We start from the raw sequence: 23,312 nt of genomic DNA, 5'->3' as shown, positions 1-23,312 counted from the left end.
TTCCTTCCGGCGCACTCCGGAGCCGGTCAGGCGCCATGAGCCGGCGCGCCGGCCCGACGCGCGTGTCTCCGCTCCGAGTTCCTCTAGGGACGGGGCACACGCGAGGCGCGTCAGCGGGATCGATCGCTCCCCTCACCCGGCGAAGTCGTCGTTCCGGCGGGTGTATTCACCGCTTGCCACGGATGGCGCGGATCACCTCGGCGACTGCGGTGAGAACGCGGGCCCTGTGCGCGGAGTCGGTGTCAGCGAGCGCGTAGCGTGCCACGAGCACTGCGGCTGAGCATGATTGTTCCGGATGAGGCGGACGGTGGTTGCGTCGGCGCAGGTTGCGGCGGGTCGGCGGAGCACCGCGTCCGGACGCTCCGGATGCTCCGGACGCCGTCCGGACGGAGCGAGGCGGGAAGCGGGGACATGGCGGGGGCAGAGCACGTGCATCCGGGGCGACAGGCGTTGGCCGATGAGCTGGTCGGCCTGGAGAGGACGGCTCTGCAGCGAAAGCCCTGCTGGTCGCGCGCGAAGGCTTGCGGTGACGCGGATCTGCCGACCACGACGGTGGGCGAGGGGTTCAGGGCCAGGAGCGCCCCGAAGGACTTCGTGTCGTTGTGGCGACTGGTGGCCGTGCTGCTGGACTGGGCCGACGGTCCGCCGCAGGACCTGAAGCGGGCCAGCAACAACGGACGGCTGCCACGGGCCTGCCCCCGCTGAACATCGACGACGCGCGGGGCGTCATCCGACGTGCCGAGTTCGGCTGTGCCCTGGACACCGACCGGCTGCTCCATGCCCTCGGCCTCGTACTGGCGACCTTCCCCCGAGGCAGCGACTTCGCCAGTGACAACGCCGACAGCCGCACGAGGCTCAAACAGGTCGAGGCACACCTGGACGGGATCTTCCGGGGCTGACGGCCGGCACCTGTGCGGTTCGCACCCACACCGCCCGCACGCCTGCGGGGTTGTCCGCCCCGGCGGAGGACGTAGAACCGGCAAGGACCACTGCGGTGTTGAGCGTGTTGACGGCAGCCGGGAGCTGCGCGTGTTTGCCGGACACAACACCTCAGCCATACCGTGGTACTCGGCCCCGGCCTCTCCCCGCCCGCACACCAATCCCCGCAGGAGCACACATGTCGGCCCTGACCAGCGCAACAGGCAGCATCGAAGCCACCACCGCACTGCTGCAGGAAGAACTACCGCGCCTGGAGCAGCACCAGCAGGAGCTCCAGGCGGAACTGGCCGCGGTCACCGACCGGCTCGAATCGGTCCGCAGCGCCCTCACCGCGCTGCAGGCCCTGTCATTGGCATCGCTGCCGAAGCAGCGCGCCGAGAACTCAGCAACCCAGGTCGCGGACGGCGCCCCGGCCGCAGATGTCGAATCTCCCGTTGAGACGGCGTCCGACACGGCAGTCTCCGTGGTCGCCGAGTCGGCCGCCGTGGAAGCTCCTCAGACGCCGAGCATTCCCACGCCGAGCAAGCCCCGCAAGACTGCCCGCGGACGCAGGACAACGTCCAACAAGGCGCCCTCACAGCCCCGTCAGGCCAGGAAGATCAAGCCGGCCGTTCCCCCGCAGACGAAGAAGACGGCACGCAAGGGGCCGGAGGCGGCCCCCGAGACCGCCGGCGGTCTGACCGCCCAGGTCGCTGCCGTCCTGGCCCACAACGCAGACACCGCTCTGCGGGCGAGGGACGTCGCCAAGGCCCTCGGCCGCGACGACTCCACCGCCGCCATCAACACCGTACGCAGCACCCTCGACCGCCTCGTCGCCACCTCACGCGCCAACCGAGCGGGCCGCGGACTGTACCGCAACGCCTGACCGATACCCATCCGCCTCATCGGACGACAATGCGGCGCGCCCTTGCGGGTCAGGACGCGGTGCGTCGACCGAGACCACGACCGGCGGTGGTGTTGACTGCGCCGTGCCGTCGGCGGAGGGTCCGGCGGGCGCCGACGGTTCATCCGGCGAGCGAGTCGATCCAGCGTTCCAGGCGGCGCCCTTCGGTGGCCATCAACTCGGGTGCCCGGAAGGTGTTGGTGAGCAGTGAGATCCCCTGGTACGCGGCGACCAGCGCGACCGCGAGTTCGCGGGAGTCGTCGCGTCCCATCTCCTGGAACTGCTTCGCGGCCCAGTCGATGAGGTCCTGCATGACCCTGCCGACGGCCTCATCGAGGCCGTCGGCCCGCTTGTCGAGCTCCGAGGCGAGGCTGCCGGTGGGACAGCCGTAGCGGGCGGTGAGCTCGCGCTCGTCGATCCAGCCGCTCAGTAGCGCCTTCAGCCTGTCCTGGGCAGTGGGGAGCGCGTCGAGTGTGTCGATCATGGCCCGCAGCTTCTGGGCGTGCGTGTTGATCGCCGACTCGACCAGCTCGTTCTTGGTCTTGAAGTAGTAGTAGACGTTGCCGACCGGGACGTCGGCCGCTCGGGCGATATCGGCGAGCGTGGTCTGCTCGACGCCCTTTTCGTGCAGCACCCGCGCCGCGGCGGCGGCCAGTCGTTCCCGCTTGCCCGGCGCTCGCCGAGCACCCTTTGAGTGAGTCACCCGACTAACTGTAGACGTGACAACGCGGCGTCGGCTAAGTTCACTGCTAAGTCAGCCAACTAACTCACAACCGGGGGTTCTTGTGATTGCTGTGACGGGTGCGACCGGTAACGTCGGCCAGGAGCTTGTGCGGATCCTTGTCGGGGCGGGTGAGCGGGTGACCGCCGTCTCCAGGCACCCGGCGCAACTGCCCGACGGCGTGCGGCACCTGCAGGCCGACCTCGCCGACCCGCGTAGTCTGCGCCCCGCCCTCGACAGGGCCGAGGCCCTGTTCCTGCTCGTCGCAGGCGAGGACCCGCAGGGCATCCTCGATGTCGCCCGTGCGGGCGGCGTGCGGCGCGTGGTCCTGCTCTCCTCGCAGGGCGCCGGGACGCGACCGGAGGTCTACCGCCACCCCGCGGCTTTCGAGGACGCAGTACGCCGCTCGGGCCTCGAATGGACGATCCTGAGGTCCGGGGGACTCAACTCCAACGCCTTCACGTGGGCCGAGACGATCCGTCAGCAGCGAACAGCTGTCGCGCCGTTCGGCGATGTCGGGCTGCCCACCGTCGACCCGGCGGACGTCGCTGAGGTCGCGGCCGCGGTCCTGCGCCAGAGCGGCCATGCGGGCAGCACCTACGACCTCACCGGACCCGCCGCGGTCACCCCGCGGGAGCGGGCCGGGGCGATCGGCGCCGCCCTGGGCACTCCCGTGCGGTTCATCGAGCAATCCCCCGCCGAAGCCCGCGCTCAGATGCTGGCGTTCATGCCCGAGCCGGTGGTCGAGGGAACCCTCGCCATCCTCGGCCGCCCTCTGCCCGCCGAACAGGAAACGAGCCCCGCCGTCCAGCGGATCCTCGGCCGCGCGCCGCGCACCTTCGCCGACTGGGCCGCACGCACCGCCCCCGCCTTCCGGTGAAATCCCCGGCCCGGCTCGGGCGTTCCCCTGCCGGCCGGACACAGCCGCCCCACCTTCCTCACGGTGGGCGACCAATGAAATTCCCTACCCGACAGGAATAGATGTCGTGCCCGTTCGGTCCGTACTCGACTCCACCATGTTCCACCGGGAGAGCGGCGCCGGTGCGCCGATGGTCTTCCTCCACGGCAACCCCACCTCATCCCACCTGTGGCGGGACGTCCTGCCTGCCGTCGGCGAACCGGGCCGGCTCCTGGCACCGGACCTGATCGGCATGGGCGAGTCGGGCAAGCCCGACATCGCCTACACGTTCGCCGACCAGGCGCGCTACCTGGATGCCTGGTTCGACGTGCTCGGCCTCGACGAGGTGGTGCTGGTCGGACACGACTGGGGCGGTGCGCTCGCCTTCGACTGGGCAGCCCGGCATCCCGGACGGGTGCGTGGCATCGCCTTCACCGAGACCATCGTCAAGCCGATGGCCTGGGAGGAGTTCCCCGAGGGCGGCCACGCGCTGTTCCGGGCGATCAAGACACCCGAGGTCGGCGAGGCCATGGTCCTCGTCGACAACCTCTTCATCGAGCAGGCGCTGCCGGGCACCGTCGCCACCCCTCTCGACCCGGCCGACCTGGACGTCTACCGCCGCCCCTACCCCACCGAGGAAAGCCGCCGACCGCTGCTGCAATGGCCGCGCTCGATGCCGCTGGGAGGCGAACCCGCCGACGTCGTGGCCAGGATCCAGGCCTACGACACGTGGCTGGCGACCAGTGAGGACGTGCCCAAACTCCTCCTCACCTTCGCGCCCGGACCCGGCGCCATGATGGGCCCGACGATCGTCGACTGGTGCGCGCAGAACATCGCCGGCCTTGAGATCGCGCACAACGACGCGGTCGCCGGACACCACACCCCGGAGGACCAGCCCCACGCGATCGCCGGGGCCATCGCCGACTGGGCCGACCGCCACAAGCTCCGCTGACACCGACGACCGCACGTGGATCAGCTGACCGGCGGGCGGGGGGCAGGGCCCGGCTCCGGCCCTCGAGCCAGGTCGGGGCTCAGGTGGCAACCGCAGTGCTCGTCGCACAGGGTGGTGCGACTGAGCACTGCGGTTGTCCCCTCCGGCCGTGTTGCCGCTGGTGCCGGAGTCGGGGGCGTACGGGCCCACGGTGCCGTCGCCAGTACTGAGTGGCGCCGGCCGTACGGCCTGGCTGGGTGGGCTACGGTGCGGTCACCCGCACGGTCGCGGACAGCGCACTGGTGTTGCCCGCCGCGTCGCTCGCGGTCACCCGGTAGGTGTAGGACTGGCCTGCCTTGACCGTGGTGTCGTTCCAGGCCGCCTGCGGACGATCCCACTCGAGGGAATTGGCGAAGACGGTGGCGACCGGTGTGGCGGCGCCGTTGCGGTAGATCTTGTAGGTGAGCTTGCTGTCGTCGGGGTCGTAGCTGGTGCGCCAGCTGACCTTCACCTCACCGCGCCTGACGGAGGTGGCCGTGACGACCGGCACGGTCGGGGCGCCGACGTCGCCGGTGGAGGCGAAGCGGGTCAGGCTCTGCTGCGGCTTGCCGTTGATGCGAGTGAACTCACCACCGACCCACATGTAGCTGACGTTGTTCTTCGCCGCGACGGCCATGACGCGCGGTCCGATGCCCTCACCGATGCCGTCGTTCGCGGTGGGGTGCCAGCCGAGCTTGCGCGGCGCGCGGACATAACCGCCCACCGGCGCGGGGGCCGTACCGCTGTGGTCGGTGAGCTGGGCCAGCAGGAAGTGCCGCTTGCCGTTGGGGAACTCACCCTGCAGCGAGCAGTCGTGTGCGTGGGAGGCGACGTAGAGAACACCCTGGTAGGGCAGGACGTACTGAGTGGCGCCCAGGCAGCGGTCGCGCCACTTCTCCCGGAAGTCGCTCAGGTTGAGTCCGATGCGGCCGTCGAAGGCACCCCCGCCGGTGCCCTCGTTGCCGGTGTAGAAGCCGGTGGCGTCGGTCGCGATGTCCTTGACCACGGAGTTCGACGGGATGTACCCCGTCGGATACGCCCTGGTGAGCGCACCGGTGGTGGCGTTCACGACGGCCAGGGCGTGACTGTTGGTGCCGTTGACCGTGAAGAAGTCACCGCCCAGGAGCACGTTCTTGCCGTCCGGGGTGACCTCGATCGCGCGGCCCGGCTCGTCCGCGTTCGCGCTGAACGGCTTCAGCGAGCCGGTGGCGGCATCGACGGCGGCGAACCGCCGATGTGCCTGACCGTTGACAGTGGAGAAGTCGCCCGCCACGTACAGGGTGCCGTCGGTGACGGCCAGCGCGCGCACGGTGGCCGGGAAGGCGGGACGGAAGGCGGCCTTGGGAGTGCAGGAAGCGATGTCGATGGCGGCCAGGCTCGAGACCGGCGTGCCGTTCACCGCACGGAAGTAGCCGCCGGCGTACAACGTCTTCTTGTCCTTCGAGACCACCAGCGCCCGCACCGTCGCGGTGCCCGTTCCGATGGTGAAGGACAGCTTGCAGGACTTCGGAGCACCGGTCGCGGCGTCCAGCGCGACGAAGTTCACCGCCTGCTGCGGGTTGCCCGCCGCGCCCTCGGGCGGGCGGACGGCGGAGAACGTACCGCCCGCGAACACAGTGCCGCCCGCCTCGGCCATCGACCACACGATGCCGTTGGGCTGCCACGTCGGCAGCGCGTCCGCCGTGAACGCCACAGGCGGTGTGACAGCCGACGCCTGCGGCGCCAGCACGAAGCCGGCACCGGCGACGGGAACTATTAGGGCAGCAGCCAGCCCTCTGAATGTACGCATGAGCCCCTCACGGCAGAGCATGGAGGAGTGGCTGCCGGAACAGCACAGCAGCCACACATAGTGGCGCACAGTATGCCCAGTTGCTACCGAGGGGGCGACGGTTCCGCCTTCGCATACGGATTTGCTACTCAACGGCCGGCCGCCCCGCTGGCTGTCCAGGGAGCCGGCCGTAGCCATCTACGAGAGGTCTGTGACCGCTTCGCGGCCGTCGGGAATTGACCGACGAACGTGGGATTGAGTGTCGGGACGGCCGGTTACCACGATTCGATCAGCGGGACAGCATGCTCCTGCCGCTGCCATTCCTCGGTGAGGCGACCGAGTCGGCCCGGGGCGGCGATACCGCGTACGCCTGCGATCCCGCCGTCACGCATCTCCAGGATCATGACGCCCACGACCCGGTCGTCGAGCGTGGCGAGCATGGCCGGGCAGGTGTTGACCACGACGGCATGGATCGAGGGTGAGCCACCGGCGAGTCTCCGCTTGGCCGGAGACGGTGTGAAGCCGGCCCGCACCGCGCCGGCGATCCGCTCCGGGGTCGAGTACCGGATCAGCTTCCCGGCCATCCCCAGCCCGGCGCCGTCGGAGATGCCGGTCGCGTCGTCGGTCAGCAGCGCCACCAGCCGTTCGGTCCGGCCCGAGGAAGCGGCTTCGACGAACGCCTCGACGATTCGACGCGCGGAGGCTCGGTCGATGTCAGTGCCGTTGCCTGCGGCGGCGATTCGACGCCGGGCTCGGTGGGTGTGTTGCTGACTCCCGGACTCGGTGATGCCGAGAATCTCGGCTATCTCGGCGTGGCTGTACGCAAAGGCCTCGCGCAGCACGTAAACGGCCCGTTCGACCGGCGACAGACGCTCCATGAGCGTCAGCACCGCCAGGGTCACCGATTCGCGCTGCTCGACGGTGTCGGCCGGCCCCAGCATCGGGTCGCCGTCGAGGAGCGGTTCGGGCATCCAGCCGCCGACCGCGCGTTCGCGCCGCGTCTTCGCCGAACGGAGCCGGTCGAGCGCCAGGTTGGTGACGATCTTGGTCAGCCATGCCTCGGGCAGCTCGACGTGCTCCCGGTCGGCGGCCTGCCACCGTAGGAAGGCGTCCTGCACCGTGTCCTCGGCGTCGGCGGCCGAGCCGAGCAGACGGTAAGCGAGCGAGGCCAGCCGCTTCCGGCCGGCCTCGAAACGCGCCACGGCGGCGGTGTCCATGAGCACGGCCCTAACCAGCGACCACGTTGGGCGAGTGGCTTCGGGTGGCGGCCAAGCGGTACTTGTGACCCGGCCTTCCGAAGGTCGGGCGGCTCAGGCTCCAGGCGGCAGTCTCGAGGATCGCCGCCTTGACGCGCGCGGCCGTCCGGCCACGTAGGGCCCACGACTTCGCTCGCGCGTCACCGTCGACCAACTGGAAGAGCCCGTCCTTCCGGCCGAGGCTGATGTGGTTGCCGACATAGGACAGCGAGGCCGTCGAGATCGTGCGCCCAGTCCGGTCCCCGATGATCGCGGCCGTCGCCTGCATGCTGGTGGATCCGGCGGAAGCGCAGGACATCGGCAACGGCCGACCGTTCTCGCCCATGACGAAGGCGCTGTCACCGGCAACGTAGACGTCCGGGTGCGAGACCGACCGCATCTGACGGTCGACCGTGATCTGGCCGTTGGCCACCACCTCGAGTCCGCTGGCGGCGGCGATCGGGTGGACGGCGAAGCCGGCGGCCCACACGGTCGCGTCGGAGGCGAAAGCGGTGCCGTCGGCGGCGATGGCCGCCGCCTCCTCGACGCGCTCGATGGTGGTGTGCGCGTGGATCGTGATACCGAACCGGTCGAAGGCACGCAGCAGGTGACGGCGGGCCTTCGGGCCCAGCCAGCTGCCCAGTTCGCCGCTGGTGGCGAGGCTGACCCGAAGTCCTGGACGGGATTCGGCGATCTCGGTGGCGGCCTCGATCGCGGTCAGGTTGCCGCCGACCACCAGCACCCTGCCGTCCCCGCCCAGGTCATCGAGGCGTGCGCGCAGGCGCAGCGCGGACGGCCGCGCTGCCACGTGGAAGGCGTGCTCGACGACGCCCGGAACGCCGTGGTCGGCGGCGGTGCTGCCGAGCGCGTAGAGGAGAGTGTCGTAGGCGAGCCGGTCGATGCCCTCGCCGTCGGCGACTGTGACAGTCCGGAGCTCGGCGTCGACGTGGGTCACCCGCGCCACTCGTAGCCGGATGCCGGTGCCCGCGAACACCTCCGCCAGCGGCCGGTGGCGGAGGTCCTGTCCGGCGGCGAGCTGATGCAGGCGGAGCCGCTCGACGAAATCGGGTTCGGCGTTGACGACGGTGATCTCGAAGTCGTCGGAGCGGAGTTGACGGGCCAGGTATCCGGCGGAGAAGGCTCCGGCGTATCCGGCCCCGAGGACGACGATGCGGTGCTGCATGGTTCGCTCCTGTCTGGTTCGCGTGCTCCCTGAACGAGACAGCCCCCGTATTCCTGACAGCCTTGACCAGTGACGTGGATCACCCCACGGGTGGCGTCGTTCTCGGCCTGAGTACGTGTGACCGCGTCGGCTGCTCGGTCCGTGTCCGCCCTGCGCACGGACGGCGTCGTCCTCGCCGGGTCGCGCCGAGATCGAGGCCGGGGGTACGACGACATGACGCTCTGGAAGGTGCCTCATATGACGGTGGCGGAGGGCCAGCCGGTGCCGACCTTGGCGCCGCAGCCGGTCTCCGGCGCCCGGCGCCGACGTAGCGGAAGCGGGCGCTCCGGTGATCAGCCCAGGAATGGGGTTGATCTTGAGTGCACTCCAAGTCCTAGAGTGCGGCCCCATGACCACCACGCGATACCGCACGCTCGGCCGAACCGGCATAGAAGTCAGCGCCCACTGCCTCGGGACCATGATGTTCGGAGCCGTCGGCAATCCGGACCACGACGACTGTGTGCGCATCGTGCACGCCGCCCTCGACCGGGGGATCAACTTCGTCGACACCGCTGACATGTACTCCGCCGGGGAATCCGAGGTGATCGTCGGCAAGGCGCTCAAGGGGCGGCGGCGCGAGGATGTCGTGCTCGCCACCAAGGTGCACTTCCCGATGGGCGAGGGCCGCAACCGCCGTGGCAACTCCCGCCGTTGGATCGTGCAGGCGGTCGAAGAGAGTCTGCGCCGGCTCGACACGGACTGGATCGACCTCTACCAGGTGCACCGGCCCGACCCCCACACCGATGTGGAGGAGACCCTCTCCGTCCTGGGCGACCTGGTGCGCGAGGGCAAGATCCGCGCGTTCGGGTGCTCGACCTTCCCGGCTGGGGAGATCATCGAGTCCCACTGGGCGGCCGAGCGCCGCTCCTTGCCCCGCTTTCGGACCGAGCAGCCGCCGTACTCGATCCTGGCCCGCGGCATCGAGGCCGACGTCCTGCCGGTGGCGGAGCGGTACGGGATGGGGGTGCTGACCTGGAGCCCGCTCGCGTCCGGGTTCCTCAGCGGGAAGCACCGCCTGAGCACGCCGGTGGACATGACGACGGGCCGGGCGGCGCTGACCCCGGCACGGTTCGACCCGGCGATCCCGGAGAACGTCGCCAAGCTGGAAGCCGTCGAGCAGCTGGTGGAGCTGGCCGACGGCCTCGGTCGCTCGCTGCCGGAGCTTGCGATCGCCTTTCCGCTCGCCCACCCGGCGGTCAGCTCCGTCATCATCGGCCCGCGCACCATGGAGCAGTTGGAGGGCCTGCTCAAGGGCGCCGACCTCGTGCTCGACGACGCGACGCTGGACCGGATCGACGAGATCGTCCCGCCGGGCCGCAACCTCTACCATCCCGACGGAGCGTGGCGGCCGCAGGCGCTGACCGATGCGCACCGGCGGCGCCGGCCGCACGCGGACCGCTGACCACCGGTCAGGCATGGGGTCCCGCGGGTGGTGCCCGTGCCGGCACGGGCACCACCCAGGCGACCGCGAAAGCCAGCCTCGATCTGCCGTCGGCAGGCGTCGCGCAGGTCGTCCGTGCCCCGAGGTCGCAGGGCCTCCTCGTCCGGCACCAGCGAGCCATTGGACGTCGGAGCCAACGGCTTCGACCGCGTCACACGCAGCCAAAGGGTCCGACCGCGCCACACGCAACCAAGGGGTCCGGCCGTGTCACACGAGGCCACAAGGCTTCGGCCGCGTCAGACGTGCGCGAGGAGACGCTCCAGCGGCCGGGGAACGCGCCCGACGTCCAGATGCGCGACCAGTGCCCGGGCGTAGAGCGCCTTGCGACCGCTGTGCGTACCCATGAAGCGTCGCAGCTGGTGCTCCACGGGCCGTTCCCGCTGTGCCGGCTGGCCCTGGAACGTATGGAAGGGGCGCGTCTCGCCCTGTGCCTCGATCACCTGCTGCACTCCGTCGGCCCCGAGGGCGCGGATCAGCTCGTCCTCCAGGTCGGCGACGCACACATGGAATCCGAGTGTCTCCAGGCCGGCGCGCGTGAGACCGGACGCCAGCCCGACCCGCTCCAGATGACGCCGGAAGTGCCGCTCCTCGCCGATGTCGCACAGACCGGCCACGGGGAGTCCGAGCCCCGGAGGACCGCACACGTCAAGAAATCGGCCGATGCTCGTCGCGCCTCCGAGCGGTACGACCGCCACGCCCTCCGCCTCGAGATCGCGGCCGCAGCGCGTGGCCAGCGCTTCGAGCGCTACCTGATCGCTGCTCCCCTCGACGAGCACGACCATCCGCACACCGCCGGCCAGCTCCCGCGCCACCGCGGCGGCCCTGCCCGCCCCCGCGCCACCGGCCGCCCACGCGACCAGCGCCGGGCCGAATCGACTCAACTCGTCCACGAGACCTCGCTTCCCCACGCCATCCTGGCACGGCCGAAACCCCGTACGCACATACGTTTTCCGGGGGCCGACGACCCGGAACCCGGAAAGGTGCGGCATTCGGTGAAACGGTTCCGGAGCCCGTGCACGCGGACTCGCCCCCCTAGCGGGCGGCGGTGATTCATGCTCCGGTCGCAGGTCCTTCCCGCGTCGATGGCCTGGCCGTCGGCCGGCCCGTCACGCGAACTCGTCCAGCGCGTCACGGAGATGGGAGTCGATCGGCTGATCCAGCTCATCGGTCTCCCAGAACAGTACGTTCAGTGCCCCCAGCGGATAGAACCCGCCGCTGTCCTCGCTCTTTCCGGGGCCGGTCAGGTGGGGAGTGTCGGTGACGGCGCGAATGCCCTCGAACAGGGTCGGCACCGGAGCGCCCTTGCCCGGTGCCCACGGGGCGAAGCCCCACACGGCGCCGCGGTGACGCCGCAGCACCTCGCCCAGGTACCACGTGGCGCCCTGCACGAAGTCACTGCGCTTGTCCGCGAGGATCGCCGCATCGTCCGCGTACCGCTCGCGCAGGAGGCCTTCGAGTTCGTCCAGGGACGCTTCACTGAAATTCCACACTCCGTCCCGGCCTGTGGCGCGGGTCCACTCCTCGAAGGCGACGGCGCGTTCGTCCAGCCACGCCGAAAGCTGCTCCGCCGCCTGTCGGACGTCCCCTTTTGGTTCGCTCATGACCCCCACTGTAGGGAAGCGGGGTGACGGTCGCGTCATGTGAAGACGCGCCCGACACGGCCATATCCCCTGCGGCGGGGCACAGTTGAGCCCCTAAGGTGGCTGGCGGTGCTCATGTCACGGGGGCAACGTGCACCGACCCCACATCCCTCAACTGCCCCCACAACGAGGGAAAGACACATATCGTGAGGCAAGCGATTTCACCACCCAGGCGCCGCCACCGACTCGTGGCGCGGCTGGCAGTCGCGCTCACCGCCGCTGGTGCGGTCACGCTGACCGGCCTTCCCGGGTTACCGATCACAGGCGCGTCCGCGGAGATCATCGGCGGCAAGCGGTGCGACAAGAAGTGGCTGGGCAAGGAGATCAACACGCCGCCCGGCCAGATACCGGGCAGCGGGAACTTCTCCGAGCTTCCCGCCGGTCTGGAGACCGACTACAGCTTCGACAACCCGTCCGCCGCGTTCGACGACCTGAAGGAACCCACGCGGGCCCAGCTCGACAAGGCCGGGGACACCGAGGACGACATCAAGAAGTGGGGCAACGCGTACAAGAAGTCCGGTAACCCCGCGGACCGGGCGATGGAGATCTACGCACGCTACAACAAGCAGCTCAACGGCCCACGCGGCATGCAGAAGTTCGACGACTGGTTCAAGGTTCGCCTGGTCGGCAACGAGGTCAACAACGCCAAGGGCCGCCGGTTCGAAGCGAAGGTCGTCAAGGACTTCAACCTCGTCGGACCGGACTGGCTGTGCCAGGTCAAGGTGCGCGTCAAGGACCCCAGCGATCCCACGGGCAAGAAGTGGATCGTCCGCGACTTCGACGCGTACAACAAGAACAGCAAGGAGTTCGCCGAGTTCAAGTCGAGCGGCGAGCACCGCTCGGACCAGTACCGCGCCGAACGCGCGATCCTGAAGGACCCCAAGTACAAGGACCATCGGCTCACCTACGTCACCGGCCAGAAGACCGAAGACGGCACCAAGAACGCCATGAGCGACCTGGACGACGAGCTGAAGAAGGACCGGGGCACCAACCGCACTCAGGTCCGCGTCCGCGAGCACCGCTCCACCGGCCGGGCGAACATCGGCAAGCCGAACATCTACACCAAGTACGACCCGGTCATGAACCCCGACCCGCTCAAGGGCGGCCGGGGATCGATGAACTCCGCGGCGAACAACTCCGGCCCCACCCCGAACGACGCACGCCGGCTACAGGAAGCTGCCCGCAGCAGCGGCACCCGCGGGGCGTTCCCCGGCGGCCGCGGCCCCGGCGGCGTGGACTTCTCCTCTCTCGAACTCCGCTACGTCGGCAACCCGCAGCCCGGCAAGGGCATCGATTACTCGTTCAAGGCCGACTACGTCAAGAACCCGGATGCCCATCCGTCCTACGGCGGCAAGGCCAAGCTGCAGCTCGCGTCGGACGCGTTCTTCACGTGGCTCGCGCTGACGCCGGAGAAGTTCTGGGTCAACCTCAACCCGGACCAGCCCGACAAGATCATGGACTCGTCGTTCGCGAAGACGGACGCCGGGCGCGTGCTCCTGGAGGCTGATCTCCAGCTCAAGCACGACTTCTTCAAGGCCATGGATCCCAAGACCGACGTCGGTAAGCGGGCCTGGGACAGCCTGGCCAAGCGCAACGGATGGCCGTGCCTGCACTCCGGCCGGAACTGGATCGAACCGGCCCCGGCGAAGGTGCGCGAGCAGGATGGTGGCATCTACATCCTCGACGCACCGCTGAAGTTGCTGACCGCTCCCATGGACATCTCCACCCCCGGCCCCGGGGAGGGTGAGGCCTGCAAGCTCACCAAGGCGGAGATCGAGCACAACGAACGTGTCCTGAAGACCACGGTCGTCCCCGTGGTGCAGAAGTGGATCAACGAGGCACCCGAGTACGCGGATCTGCGCCGCGTCTACACCTCCCGCGTGGCTGCCGAGTGGGTCCGGCAGAAGGACCAGCAGTCGCCCACCGACTTCCGCAAGATCATCAACAGCAACGATGTGAAGCGGTGGCCCCTGCGCGCCCCGAACGAGGACTGGACGAAGTACGGCGTCTACAACAAGTACGTCAAGATCTTCAAGGAAGGCGAGTTCAAGTACGAACTCCGCAAGGGCCAGGAAGTCTGGGTCATCTCCGTCGGCGGCGTCGACTTCTCCAAGTCCCCGAAGCGGAACATCACCAAGACGCGGTTCGACATCGAGCACCCCCAGCTCGACAAGACCACCCAGCGGTCCGTGACCGACGAAGCCGCCTACCGGGACACCAGCACCACCTACCTCGGAGGCAACGGCGCCGGCAAGCTCGACCAGGGCCCCGGGCCCAACCCTGATCCGACGGACCCGGGCGACCCCGACCCGACGGACGAGCCCACGGACAAGCCGACTCCCACTCCCACGCAGAGCAATGGAGGAAGCGGCGGCCCGACCGGTAAGCCCCAGGACCCGGAGGGCGATCTCGCCGACACCGGATCCGACACCCCCGTCGGGCTCTTCGCCGGAATCGCCGCGGCCCTGGCAGCCGCTGGTGCGGCGCTCGTCTGGTGGCGCCGCAAGAGGGAGGCAGCCACCGGCCGGGCGTAGCCTGCCGCCGTCACGAACTGGGTCGGCCCCCACACCTGCCTGCGGGCAGGTGTGGGGGCCGGCGCATGGATGAGCGACGCGGCATCCGCTCTGTCAGGTCCCGTCAGCGCCCCGGGCTCCAGCAGGCCACGAAGCAGGCATCCGCACGAGTCACCGAAGTTGCGTGCGCCACGTTTCGGCTGCTGGTTGAACACCCACTCACCCGGTCCCGTTGACCTCGGTAACCGGTGACCGAACTACAGACCGGTGAGTGAGCGAGGTTGACGCATGTCAAGGATCCTTCCGAAGGGCACCGAGCGCGTGCTTCCGGCCGGTGGCTGTCGCCCAGCCGGATGGGCGTGCCCGGCTTCCTCCCAGCGACTCGCACGCTGAGGGGTCGAGCCCATGGATTACTGCGTTCCCTGCCGCCGTCCCCTCAATGACACCGTGACGTGTCCCGAGTGCGGCGCCTACGAGCCCCACGCGGGCCTCCCGAGTGACGGGAGCGGAGGTGCTCCGACGCTCGAACCGGCGGTGCTGGATGTTCTCTTCGGCGAAGGGGCGGGCCTCTCGGGGTCCCCCGAGCCCACCGTGTCCTCCACATCCCCAGCGGATGCGCCCGCACCCCGGCACGGCTCTCCCCAGCTGAGGAAGTACGGCACCTGGACTCTTGGGGCTGCCACCTTCGCCGTGCTCGGAGGTCTGGCCTCCGCGTTGCTGTTGCCCCAGCACTCCGCCGCATCCCCCGGATCGGCGCCACGCGCGATGGAGGTCCCCGACGAGCCCCACGGCAACGGCAGCGCTTCGCCGCGGACCTCGCGATCACCGGAGCATCCCGCCACGCACCCGGCGGGAACCGGTGTGCGGGACCGGGGCAGCACCGGTGCCCGAAATCCTCGTACGACGGCTCCTGACCGGGATGACCGGGATGACCGGGATACCGAAGGTGCCAGGGATGCCAGGGAATCGAAACCTCCCCGAGGACCCGCTGCCACCAGTTCGCCGCCGCCCGTGAAAGCGAGGCCGACGCCCCAGCCACCCAGTGGCCGCCCCAGCCACTCGGCCTCCCCGTCGCCGACGACCCCGCCCCCAAGCCCTTCCGGCAGTGCCGGCGCTACGCCTACGAGCAGTCCACCACCGAGCGCCACGGGCGGGTTGTGAGGGGCAGCCGAACCGGCCGCGCAGCCGTCTTGGGCGGCCCGGGCCCGGGCAGGCTGCCGGGCGGCCGGCGGCCGCTCACCCGCCTCTGACCCGGCCTCCGATCCCCGCCTCTCATCCCGTCTCCGAACCCCCCCGCCGAAGATTCACCGCAGTATTTTTAGAATTTCTTGTTATCGGACGGAGGGCCTGCGGTCTCCCAAGTGTTGGGCATCGACAAGGACAGGGACAGGCAGGGTGGATCGGAACATGGGGATACAGAGCGGTACGGAATTGGTCAGAGCGGCGCAGGACGGCGATCTGCGGGCGCAGGACCAGCTCATCGCCGCCTACCTGCCCCTGGTCTACAACATCGTGGGCCGGGCGTTGAACGGCCATCACGACGTCGACGACGTCGTGCAGGAGACGATGCTGCGGGCGCTCGACGGGCTGGCCGGTCTGCGCTCACCGGACAGCTTCCGGTCCTGGCTGGTGGCCATCGCCATGAACGGAATCCGCAGCCATTGGCACACACAGCAGGCCGGCATCCACACCGGCGTCCTCGACGAGGCCCGTGACCTCGCTCAGCCCGGCGCCGACTTCGTCGACCTGGCCGTGGTCCGGCTGAATCTGTCCGGCCAGCGGCGAGAGACCGCGGAGGCGACTCGCTGGATGGAACCGGACGACAGCGCTCTGCTGTCCCTCTGGTGGCTGGAGTGTGCCGGCGAACTGACCCGGCACGAAGTGGCGGCCGCCCTGGAGCTGTCCACCCAGCACACCGCGGTCCGGGTACAGCGGATGAAGGCGCAACTGGAGGCCGCCCGGGTCGTCGTACGGGCCCTCTCGGCGAACCCGCTGTGCCCCACTCTCCGCTCCGAGACCGGCGGATGGGACGGCCGCCCCTCCGCGCTGTGGCGCAAGCGAATAGCCAGGCACGCCCGCGGCTGCGCGCACTGCGCGGGCCTGTGGAGCGGCCTCGTACCGGCCGAGGGCCTGCTCGCCGGACTGATGCTGGTGCCTCCGGCCGCGCTGCTGCTCGCAGGCGTCCGTGAGGCCGCCGGCCTCGGGCTCACCGCCGCGTCCGGCCCGCTCGCCTCCTCTCGATACGAGTCCCACACATCGCTCGAGTCCCACACGTCGTACGAGCCCGCCATGTCGTACGAGCCCGCGACGCCCCACGGCCCCCGGCACTCCGCCGACTCCGCCGTGCCGGGGCCCAGAAGCGCCCGCCGCCAACAGCAGCGACGCGGACGACGCCGGGCCGTCGTCGCCGCGGGCATCGCGGTGGTGGCGGTCACGGGCGGCTCCTTCTACCTGATCACGGGTCCCGAGGAAGAGGTGGTCGCCGTCGACTCCGTACGTGCCGCGGCTCCCGGGGCCGCCCTGCCCACCCGCACGGACCCGGCCACCGCGACGCCGTCGTCCTCCCCTTCGCCGTCCGCGTCGCCGAGTCCCAGCAAGAGCCCCACCCCCAGCGTGAGCCGCTCCGCCACACCCAAGCCGACGAAGACGGCCACCACGCGCACCTCACCCCGTCCCCGGCCGAAGCCCACGAGCACGACGGACGGCTCCGGTTCGTCCTCCACTGCCCAGCAGGTGGTCAGCTTGGTCAACTCCGAGCGTGCCAAGGCAGGTTGCGGCGCTCTGACCGAGAACTCCAAGCTCAACCAGGCCGCTCAAGGGCATTCCGACGACATGGCCGCGCGGGACTTCTTCGACCACACCAATCCCGACGGCGAGGACCCGGGCAAGCGCATCACAGCCGCCAACTACCCTTGGTCGACGTACGGCGAGAACATCGCGATGGGCCAGCGCACCGCGGCCCAGGTGATGGACTCCTGGATGAACAGCCCCGGCCACCGGGCGAACATTCTCAACTGCTCCTTCAAGGAAATCGGCATCGGCATCCACTCCGGCGGCGGTCCCTATTGGACGCAGGTCTTCGGCGCACGCTGAGGGCCGGCCGAGCGGCGCCCAGGTGAACGGTGTCGAAGCACAGCCCGGGTCGGGACGGCGACAGGTGTGGCTCGACGAACGGAACCGAGCCGTCTCTCGCCCGTCGCCGACCCCGCCCCTGTCCTCCTGGTGAGATGCCCCGACCCGCGAACAACGCGCCGCGTAGGGTCCCCTGCATGTCGCAGCCGATCCAGCTCATCATCCTCATCAGCACCCTGCCCGGCCGGGGTGCGGAACAGATCAGCGCCTTCGAAGACCTCGCACCCCTCGTGCGCGCGGAGGACGGATGCCTCCAGTACGACCTCCACCAGGTCGCTGACGACCCCGACCGCTTCATCCTGATCGAGCGGTGGGCCTCGGAAGAAGCGCTCGCCGCCCACGACGCCGCCCGTCACATGACCGCCGCCGACGCGGCGAACAAGGCCTTCCGCGCGCAGCCCGCCGAGGTCATCCGCCTCGTCGCCGATCCCGTCGCCTGACCCGCCCGGCCGCTTGTGCCCGCCACCGCCAGGAGGCGGGCGCGGGGTCATGTGCAGGGACCAAGACGGAGGAAGCGGGGGACCTGAGCTGCCGCCCGGCCCGCGTGGAAATGCCAACGATGGAGGCGGCACGGTCAGGTCACCGGCTCTTTGCCGTCCCGCAGCATCTCGGCGAACGCTCGCGAGGCGGCCAGGTCACCGACGTTCGGCCGCTGCTTGTTGAGGCATCTGCAAAAGATATCGACGCCCTTCGTCGATGTCAGCGGGCAACACCTGAACCGGCACGGAAGTCGCCCTCAACATCTCCTGAAGCCCCGGCCACGCCGGATCGTCCGCATGGACCAACACGTCGATCTCTCTCACCCGGGGATGGTCGCACCCTTCCTCACTCCTCATCACGCGGGGTGGACCCCGAGGCACAGGGCGCGGAGGACTACTGGATGGGCGCGCCCACCTCCCCCTGCCCGTGCGTCCTGCTGCCGCCCGGGCAGGAGGCGGACCGTCAGCCGGACGTGCCGAGGTGCACGGTGACCAGGCCTGCAGTGATCAGGGCGAGTCCGGTCAGGGTGGCGGCGGAAAGGGACTCCTGGCGCAGCAGGAGCCCCGCCAGGACGGCCCCGATGGTGCCGATCCCCGTGAAGACGGCGTACGCGGGGCCGACCGGGAGGCCCTGGAGGGCGCGCGAGAGCAGGAAGACCGCGCCGATCATGAGTGCGAAACAGAGAGCCGTCTGCGGGAAGCGAGTGAAGCCCTCGGTCGGTTTGATGGACTGGGACCAGGCGACCTCGACGGCGCCCGCCAACAACAGCCAAACCCACGGCACGGTCAGTTGCCCCTCGGAATGGTGTGGCCCGAGAGTTCCTTCCCGAGGCCGGCGGCGCTGCGCAGAGCGTCGGCGGCGGAGTCCCGGTGCTGCGGGAGGAAGCCGGCCAGGCCCGGGTCGACGAGGGAGTTGACCAGTTCGGTACTGATGATCCGCCCGTCGTCCACCGCGTAGTGGCCACGGAAGAAGTCGAGCAGGTAGCGGCCCTGGTGGTCGAACGGCTCGCGCGGCATGCCGGGCCCGTAGGCTCCGCCACGAGCCGAGACGACGACGAACTTCCGTGGGGCGAGAACCATCTTGGGGAACGTGACCTGGTCGATCCAGGCCTTGAGGGCGGCGGGGACCCCGAAGTTGTACATCGGTGCGCCGATCAGTACGACGTCGGCGGCGACCAGTTCGTCCAGCAGGGGGCGCAGGACCGTCCAGGCTTCCCGCTGGCGGTCGGTGCGGACGGCCTCGGCGTAGCGGCCGATGTCGGTGATCCCCTCGCGCAGGAGGTTGTCGCAGATCTCGGTCCAGCCCTCACGGATCGGCGGCGGCGGATCGGCCGCCAGGTCGCGGTGGGTGATGTCGCCGCCGCCCTCGCGCCAGGCCTGTACGAAGGCCGCGCCGAGGCGGCGCGAGAAGGAGTCGGAGCGGGCGCTGCTGTCCAGATGCAGGAGCCGGGACATGGGGATCCCCCTGATGAGAAGTGAGTACGGCAGGACGAATGGACCGTCGATGACCGCCTAAGTGGACATGGCGTCCACTTACTGACGCTCCGCACCCTACGAGTAAGTGGACGTCGTGTCCACTTACTCGTAGGGTTGCTCCCGTGACAGACCTGCCGCCGCCCCCACCACTGCCCCTGGCGTCCGAGCCGCCGCGCGAGCGCGCCGACGCCGCACGCAACCGGGCACGCGTGCTCGCGGCCGCCGAACGCCTCTTCGCCGAGGGCGACCCCACTGCCGTGACCATGGATCACATCGCCAAGGCCGCAGGTATCGGCCGGGGGACCCTCTACCGGCGCTATCCCGACCGCGCGTCCATCGCCCGCGCCCTGCTCGACGAGCACGAGCGCGGCCTTCAGGCGAAGTTGCTGCGCGGCGCCCCGCCCCTGGGCCCTGGCGACCCCTCGGAGCCGCAGCCCGCCCCGGCCGCCCGGCTGGCCGCCTTCTACCTCGCGATGGCGGAGCTCCTGGAGAACCACATCCATCTGGTCCTCGGGGCCGAAACCGGCGACGCCCGCTACCGCACCGGCGCCTACGGCTTCTGGCGACTGCACGTCGCCCATCTCGCCCGCCAGGCCGGCCTGTCCGACCCCGACACCGCGGCCGATCACCTCCTCGCCCCGCTCGCGCCCGACCTCTTCCGCCACCAGCGCGAGAGCGGCACGACCCTCGAACGCATCACCGCCGCCCTGATCAGCCTCGCCCACAACGCCCTTGGCGACGCGCAACGGCCCGATGGCCCGGGGGCGCGGTAATCCGGCGGCGGACCGGCGGGCGGCTCACCGTGCGGCGCGCCTGCCTGGATCTCCACCTGGTTCCGTACACGCCGGGCGTACCAGGTCCCCTTCACGTACGAGACCCGCCTGCGAGGGCCCCGGCCGGGGAGTCAGGGGCGAACGGCGCGGACGTGGCCGGCCGAGAGATGGAGCTCGTAGGGCAGGCAGCAGTCGGAGCAGAGGGTCGCGACGAGGGTTCCGCAGGCGCACAACTGGTTCATTCCGCCGTACGGGGTCGCTCCGCAGCACGCGGCGGATTCATGCCGCAGCTCCAGGCCGCGGGCGTCGCCCGGGTTGACGACGATGTTGCCTCGCGGGCCCTGCGACACCAACGGCCGCCCGTGCACGCTCTTGGTCCCGAGGCGCGGCATCACCGGTCCGGGCGCCTCGGCGACGACCAAGGGCGCGCCGTACGGCTCCGTCTCGATCGCATAGCGGCCCGACGGCACAGTCGCGGGGGAGGGACCCGGCTCATCGGCGTCCCACCACGCGTAGTACGGAGGCTCGGGAACGGCGGGCAGGCGTGTGAGCGGCCCCGTCAACGGGACGCCACACGTCGCGCACACGAACACCAGCGCTTCGGCTTCTGTTGCCGCGTCGGGGAAGACAGCCGGAGCGCACGCGGGCAGGTCTGCCCGCGTGCGCTCCGGCTTGCCGCCACTCTGGTCCTGGCCCTGGTCCAGCTGATCGCGCATGTGTTGACCGGATGCGACCCGCCGCAGACTCGGCGGCCGCTCTGACGGGCACCACACGACAACCGTCCGAGCCGAGACCAGTTGACGTCAGGACCGAGACCCATTGACGTCAGCACCGTGACCCGTTGACCCCGCCGACGCCGGGCCGTTTCAGGGGGTGAACCCCGGGACCTGCGAGGCGTTCTCGGCCCGGGCGGCGCTTCCGTCACCACACATCGCTTCCCGGTGCAGCCTCGACAGCGCGTCGTCGATGGGGTGGCGCTGCTGCGGCTTCCCCGAGGAGTCCGGCTTCTTCCACCTCTGGAGGTTGACCGCGACGGACATCTGGCGCTTGCCGTCCGCCCGGGTCAGGGAGATCGTTCCGGCCCCCCAGACCGTGCCGTCGTGACCCCAGAAGGTGCCGCACCCCTGGATGGCGACCTTGTGCAGACCGAGGCCGTACTGGATCGTCGATCCGTCCAGGGCGATGACCGGGATCGTGCGCTGCATCTGCTCCAGTGACGCCCGGTTGACGATCTTGCCGTCGAGCAGCTTGCCGTAGAAGCGGTTGAGATCGTCCATGGTCGACACCAGAGCGGCCCCCGTCCCCGTCCAGGACATGTTGTAGACGCTGTAGTCGCGCGGCGGGTCGAGCAGGCCGTAGGCCGCCTCGTACATCCGCGAGTGGGGTCCCTTGATGCGCGGCCCGGTCGGAAACCCGGTGTGCCGGAGTCCGGCACGCTCGATGACGTTCCGGGTGATGTACTCCTCGGCCGGGGTACCGGTCACGTGCTCCAGGAGCTGGCCGAGGATCAGGTAATTGGTGTTGGAGTACACCCCTGTGGGGCCTCCCGGCTCGCCGGTGGGAGGCGCGTTGAGCCCCAACTCGATCAGCTCGGCCGGGCGGAACTGCCGGAACCGGTTGTCGTCCAGGCTCTCGGGCGAGGGCGTCTGGAGGGACGGGAACGCATAGGGGATGTAATCGGGGATGCCGCTCGTGTTGTTGAGCAGCATCCGAATCGTGATCTTCCTGCCGCGCTCCCCCGGCACCAACTGCGGGAGATAGCCGCCGATCGGGGCGTCGAGCTGGATCCGGCCCCGCTCGACCTGCTGCATGACCGCGGCGGCGGTGAAGGTCTTGGTGATGCTGCCGACGCGCTGCCGCATGTAGGGCGTGACGGGACGGCCGGTCCGGACATCGGCGACCCCGGAGGCACCGCGCCATGTCCGGCCGGCGTCGCGCACCTCGGCGTACACCCCCGGAATCCCGGCGCGGTGGACGCCGTCCAAGGCGGACTCGAGCTCCGCGGGATCGAAGCGCGTGGACGGGCTCGTGCTGCCGGCCGGTACGGCCCCAGCCTCGTTGGGCGCGGGAACCGCGGCCACCGTGCCCGCGCATACGCTCAGCGCGGCCACGCTTCCACACAACGCCATTCGGATCTTCACGTCGTCAGTCCTTTCGTGATCAATGAGTGCAACGGGACTCTTCTCGTCCCTTTTTGACAGCCCCTTGGGCATCCGCGCGGACATCTGTCGGGACGTCCACGGGTCAGTCGGCCAGAGCGCGGCGCAGGGCGGCGCCGAGTTCGGCGTTCTGTCGCTGCGAGACCTCGGCGTGGAGGATCGCCTGGGAGCCGTGGAAGGTGCCGGGCCACTGGTGGAGCTCGACCGTGACGCCCGCCTGCATCAGCCGCAGCGCGTACTCGATGCCTTCGTCGCGGTTGGGACAGAACTCCGCGGTGGCGATGTAGGCCGGTGGCAGGCCGGAGAGGTCGGTGGCCCGCGAGGGGGCGGCATACGGTGTGGCGGGCTGGGAGCCCAGGTAGTGCCGCCACGATGCGGCGATCTTGTCGTGATCGAACCAGGGGACCTCGGTCAAGTTCCGCGCCGACCACGTCTCCTGCCGGTCGTCGAGCCCGGGCTGGTTGAGCAGTTGGAAGCGGATCGGCGGCCCCTGCTGGTCACGCGCCCGCAAGGACACCGCGGCCGCCAGGTTCGCACCCGCGCTGTGGCCTCCGATCGCGATCCGTGCCGGGTCGATGCCGAGTTCGGTCGCGTGCTCGGCCGCCCAGGTCAGTACGGCGTAGGCGTCGTCCAGGGCGGCCGGGAACCGGTGTTCCGGGGAGCGGCGGTAGCCCACCGAGATCACCACCGCGTCGGAGCCGTCGGCGATCCGGGTGGCCCACGGGTGCTCGGTGTCCAGGTCGCCGAAGACGAACCCGCCGCCGTGCAGCCAGACGATGGCGCCCTGCGCCTGGTGCGGGCGGTAGATCCGCACCGCCACGTCGGGATCGGCCGGTACCGTGCGGTCCTCGACCGCCATGTGCGAGGTGTCCGGTGCCGGCCTCGAACCGGCCAGCGCGGCAAAGGTCTTGCGCGTGGTCACCGGGTCGGTCAGGTCGTTCTCGGGGAGGAAGGGCACGAAGGCTTCGAGTTCGGGGTCCATGACGACGATCCTCACGCCCGCCACCCATGAGGGTCATCCGCCAACCGTCGCGCATACGCTCCCGATCACGCGCCGATCGGC

At 70.1% G+C, this 23,312-nt stretch carries 21 protein-coding genes; 9 read left to right on the top strand and 12 right to left on the bottom strand.

Going from position 1 to position 23,312, the window contains the following annotated elements:
• The first annotated feature begins 411 nt into the window (after positions 1–411).
• Positions 412–705 carry a hypothetical protein gene (locus tag ACZ7J0_RS23085; RefSeq protein ID WP_470890206.1) on the top strand — a complete coding sequence of 98 codons (294 nt, stop codon included), beginning with the start codon at positions 412–414 and terminating at the stop codon, positions 703–705.
• 412 nt (positions 706–1,117) lie between these two features.
• On the top strand, positions 1,118–1,804 hold the full coding sequence (locus ACZ7J0_RS23080; RefSeq protein WP_470890204.1) for a hypothetical protein: 687 nt from the start codon (positions 1,118–1,120) through the stop codon (positions 1,802–1,804).
• 139 nt (positions 1,805–1,943) lie between these two features.
• On the opposite strand, the gene ACZ7J0_RS23075 is transcribed toward ACZ7J0_RS23080, so the two are convergent.
• Positions 1,944–2,525: a TetR/AcrR family transcriptional regulator gene (locus ACZ7J0_RS23075; RefSeq protein ID WP_470890202.1), complete on the bottom strand. Its 582-nt coding sequence runs from the start codon at positions 2,523–2,525 to the stop codon at positions 1,944–1,946.
• A gap of 82 nt (positions 2,526–2,607) precedes the next feature.
• On the opposite strand from ACZ7J0_RS23075, the gene ACZ7J0_RS23070 reads away from it, so the two are divergent.
• Complete coding sequence (locus ACZ7J0_RS23070; RefSeq protein ID WP_470890200.1) at positions 2,608–3,423, top strand: SDR family oxidoreductase; 816 nt, start codon at positions 2,608–2,610, stop codon at positions 3,421–3,423.
• A gap of 106 nt (positions 3,424–3,529) precedes the next feature.
• Positions 3,530–4,393, top strand: a complete 864-nt coding sequence (locus tag ACZ7J0_RS23065; protein WP_470890198.1) for a haloalkane dehalogenase — start codon at positions 3,530–3,532, stop codon at positions 4,391–4,393.
• Between the two features lie 241 nt (positions 4,394–4,634).
• Here the strand turns inward: ACZ7J0_RS23065 and ACZ7J0_RS23060 are convergent, their stop codons facing one another.
• The 3 genes from ACZ7J0_RS23060 to ACZ7J0_RS23050 all read right to left on the bottom strand — a co-directional run bounded on the left by ACZ7J0_RS23060 (position 4,635) and on the right by ACZ7J0_RS23050 (position 8,597).
• Positions 4,635–6,200 (bottom strand): hypothetical protein, encoded by a 1,566-nt coding sequence (locus tag ACZ7J0_RS23060; protein ID WP_470890197.1) that lies wholly within the window; start codon positions 6,198–6,200, stop codon positions 4,635–4,637.
• 254 nt (positions 6,201–6,454) lie between these two features.
• A complete protein-coding gene (locus ACZ7J0_RS23055; RefSeq protein WP_470890195.1) occupies positions 6,455–7,396 on the bottom strand; it encodes a sigma-70 family RNA polymerase sigma factor in 942 nt (313 codons plus the stop codon).
• Positions 7,397–7,406: 10 nt separating this feature from the next.
• Positions 7,407–8,597, bottom strand: a complete 1,191-nt coding sequence (locus tag ACZ7J0_RS23050) for an NAD(P)/FAD-dependent oxidoreductase (RefSeq protein ID WP_470890193.1) — start codon at positions 8,595–8,597, stop codon at positions 7,407–7,409.
• Between the two features lie 388 nt (positions 8,598–8,985).
• Between ACZ7J0_RS23050 and ACZ7J0_RS23045 the strand changes: the two genes are divergently transcribed.
• Positions 8,986–10,038 carry an aldo/keto reductase gene (locus ACZ7J0_RS23045; RefSeq protein WP_470890191.1) on the top strand — a complete coding sequence of 351 codons (1,053 nt, stop codon included), beginning with the start codon at positions 8,986–8,988 and terminating at the stop codon, positions 10,036–10,038.
• Positions 10,039–10,313: 275 nt separating this feature from the next.
• On the opposite strand, the gene ACZ7J0_RS23040 is transcribed toward ACZ7J0_RS23045, so the two are convergent.
• The gene (locus ACZ7J0_RS23040) at positions 10,314–10,967 is read right to left on the bottom strand and encodes a TOPRIM nucleotidyl transferase/hydrolase domain-containing protein (RefSeq protein WP_470890452.1); all 654 of its coding nucleotides are present in this window, start codon (positions 10,965–10,967) and stop codon (positions 10,314–10,316) included.
• A gap of 216 nt (positions 10,968–11,183) precedes the next feature.
• The gene (locus ACZ7J0_RS23035) at positions 11,184–11,678 is read right to left on the bottom strand and encodes a hypothetical protein (protein WP_470890189.1); all 495 of its coding nucleotides are present in this window, start codon (positions 11,676–11,678) and stop codon (positions 11,184–11,186) included.
• 185 nt (positions 11,679–11,863) lie between these two features.
• Between ACZ7J0_RS23035 and ACZ7J0_RS23030 the strand changes: the two genes are divergently transcribed.
• The 3 genes from ACZ7J0_RS23030 (at position 11,864) to ACZ7J0_RS23020 (ending at position 17,802) form a co-directional block, all read left to right on the top strand.
• Positions 11,864–14,251, top strand: coding sequence for an LPXTG cell wall anchor domain-containing protein (locus ACZ7J0_RS23030; RefSeq protein ID WP_470890187.1), 2,388 nt, complete (start codon positions 11,864–11,866; stop codon positions 14,249–14,251).
• Positions 14,252–15,637: 1,386 nt separating this feature from the next.
• A complete protein-coding gene (locus tag ACZ7J0_RS23025; protein ID WP_470890185.1) occupies positions 15,638–17,323 on the top strand; it encodes a sigma-70 family RNA polymerase sigma factor in 1,686 nt (561 codons plus the stop codon).
• A 176-nt stretch (positions 17,324–17,499) separates the two neighbouring features.
• A complete protein-coding gene (locus ACZ7J0_RS23020; protein ID WP_470890184.1) occupies positions 17,500–17,802 on the top strand; it encodes a putative quinol monooxygenase in 303 nt (100 codons plus the stop codon).
• Between the two features lie 195 nt (positions 17,803–17,997).
• Here the strand turns inward: ACZ7J0_RS23020 and ACZ7J0_RS23015 are convergent, their stop codons facing one another.
• From ACZ7J0_RS23015 to ACZ7J0_RS23005, 3 genes are all read right to left on the bottom strand, one after another.
• Positions 17,998–18,165 carry a DUF2625 family protein gene (locus tag ACZ7J0_RS23015; protein WP_470890183.1) on the bottom strand — a complete coding sequence of 56 codons (168 nt, stop codon included), beginning with the start codon at positions 18,163–18,165 and terminating at the stop codon, positions 17,998–18,000.
• A 139-nt stretch (positions 18,166–18,304) separates the two neighbouring features.
• A complete protein-coding gene (locus ACZ7J0_RS23010; RefSeq protein ID WP_470890182.1) occupies positions 18,305–18,625 on the bottom strand; it encodes a DMT family transporter in 321 nt (106 codons plus the stop codon).
• Between the two features lie 2 nt (positions 18,626–18,627).
• Complete coding sequence (locus ACZ7J0_RS23005; RefSeq protein WP_470890181.1) at positions 18,628–19,296, bottom strand: FMN-dependent NADH-azoreductase; 669 nt, start codon at positions 19,294–19,296, stop codon at positions 18,628–18,630.
• 143 nt (positions 19,297–19,439) lie between these two features.
• Here ACZ7J0_RS23005 and ACZ7J0_RS23000 point away from each other — a divergent pair, with 143 nt between their 5' ends.
• Positions 19,440–20,090 (top strand): TetR/AcrR family transcriptional regulator, encoded by a 651-nt coding sequence (locus tag ACZ7J0_RS23000; RefSeq protein WP_470890180.1) that lies wholly within the window; start codon positions 19,440–19,442, stop codon positions 20,088–20,090.
• Positions 20,091–20,221: 131 nt separating this feature from the next.
• On the opposite strand, the gene ACZ7J0_RS22995 is transcribed toward ACZ7J0_RS23000, so the two are convergent.
• The 3 genes from ACZ7J0_RS22995 to ACZ7J0_RS22985 form a co-directional block, all read right to left on the bottom strand.
• Positions 20,222–20,806: a hypothetical protein gene (locus tag ACZ7J0_RS22995; protein ID WP_470890179.1), complete on the bottom strand. Its 585-nt coding sequence runs from the start codon at positions 20,804–20,806 to the stop codon at positions 20,222–20,224.
• A 150-nt stretch (positions 20,807–20,956) separates the two neighbouring features.
• Entirely contained in the window at positions 20,957–22,201 is a 1,245-nt protein-coding gene (locus tag ACZ7J0_RS22990) for a serine hydrolase domain-containing protein (protein ID WP_470890178.1), read from the bottom strand.
• A gap of 133 nt (positions 22,202–22,334) precedes the next feature.
• Positions 22,335–23,231, bottom strand: coding sequence for an alpha/beta hydrolase (locus ACZ7J0_RS22985; RefSeq protein ID WP_470890177.1), 897 nt, complete (start codon positions 23,229–23,231; stop codon positions 22,335–22,337).
• Positions 23,232–23,312: the final 81 nt, after the last annotated feature.

This window comes from Streptomyces sp. NPDC038280 (assembly GCF_055600045.1).
This window is presented reverse-complemented; position numbering and strand designations above follow the sequence as displayed.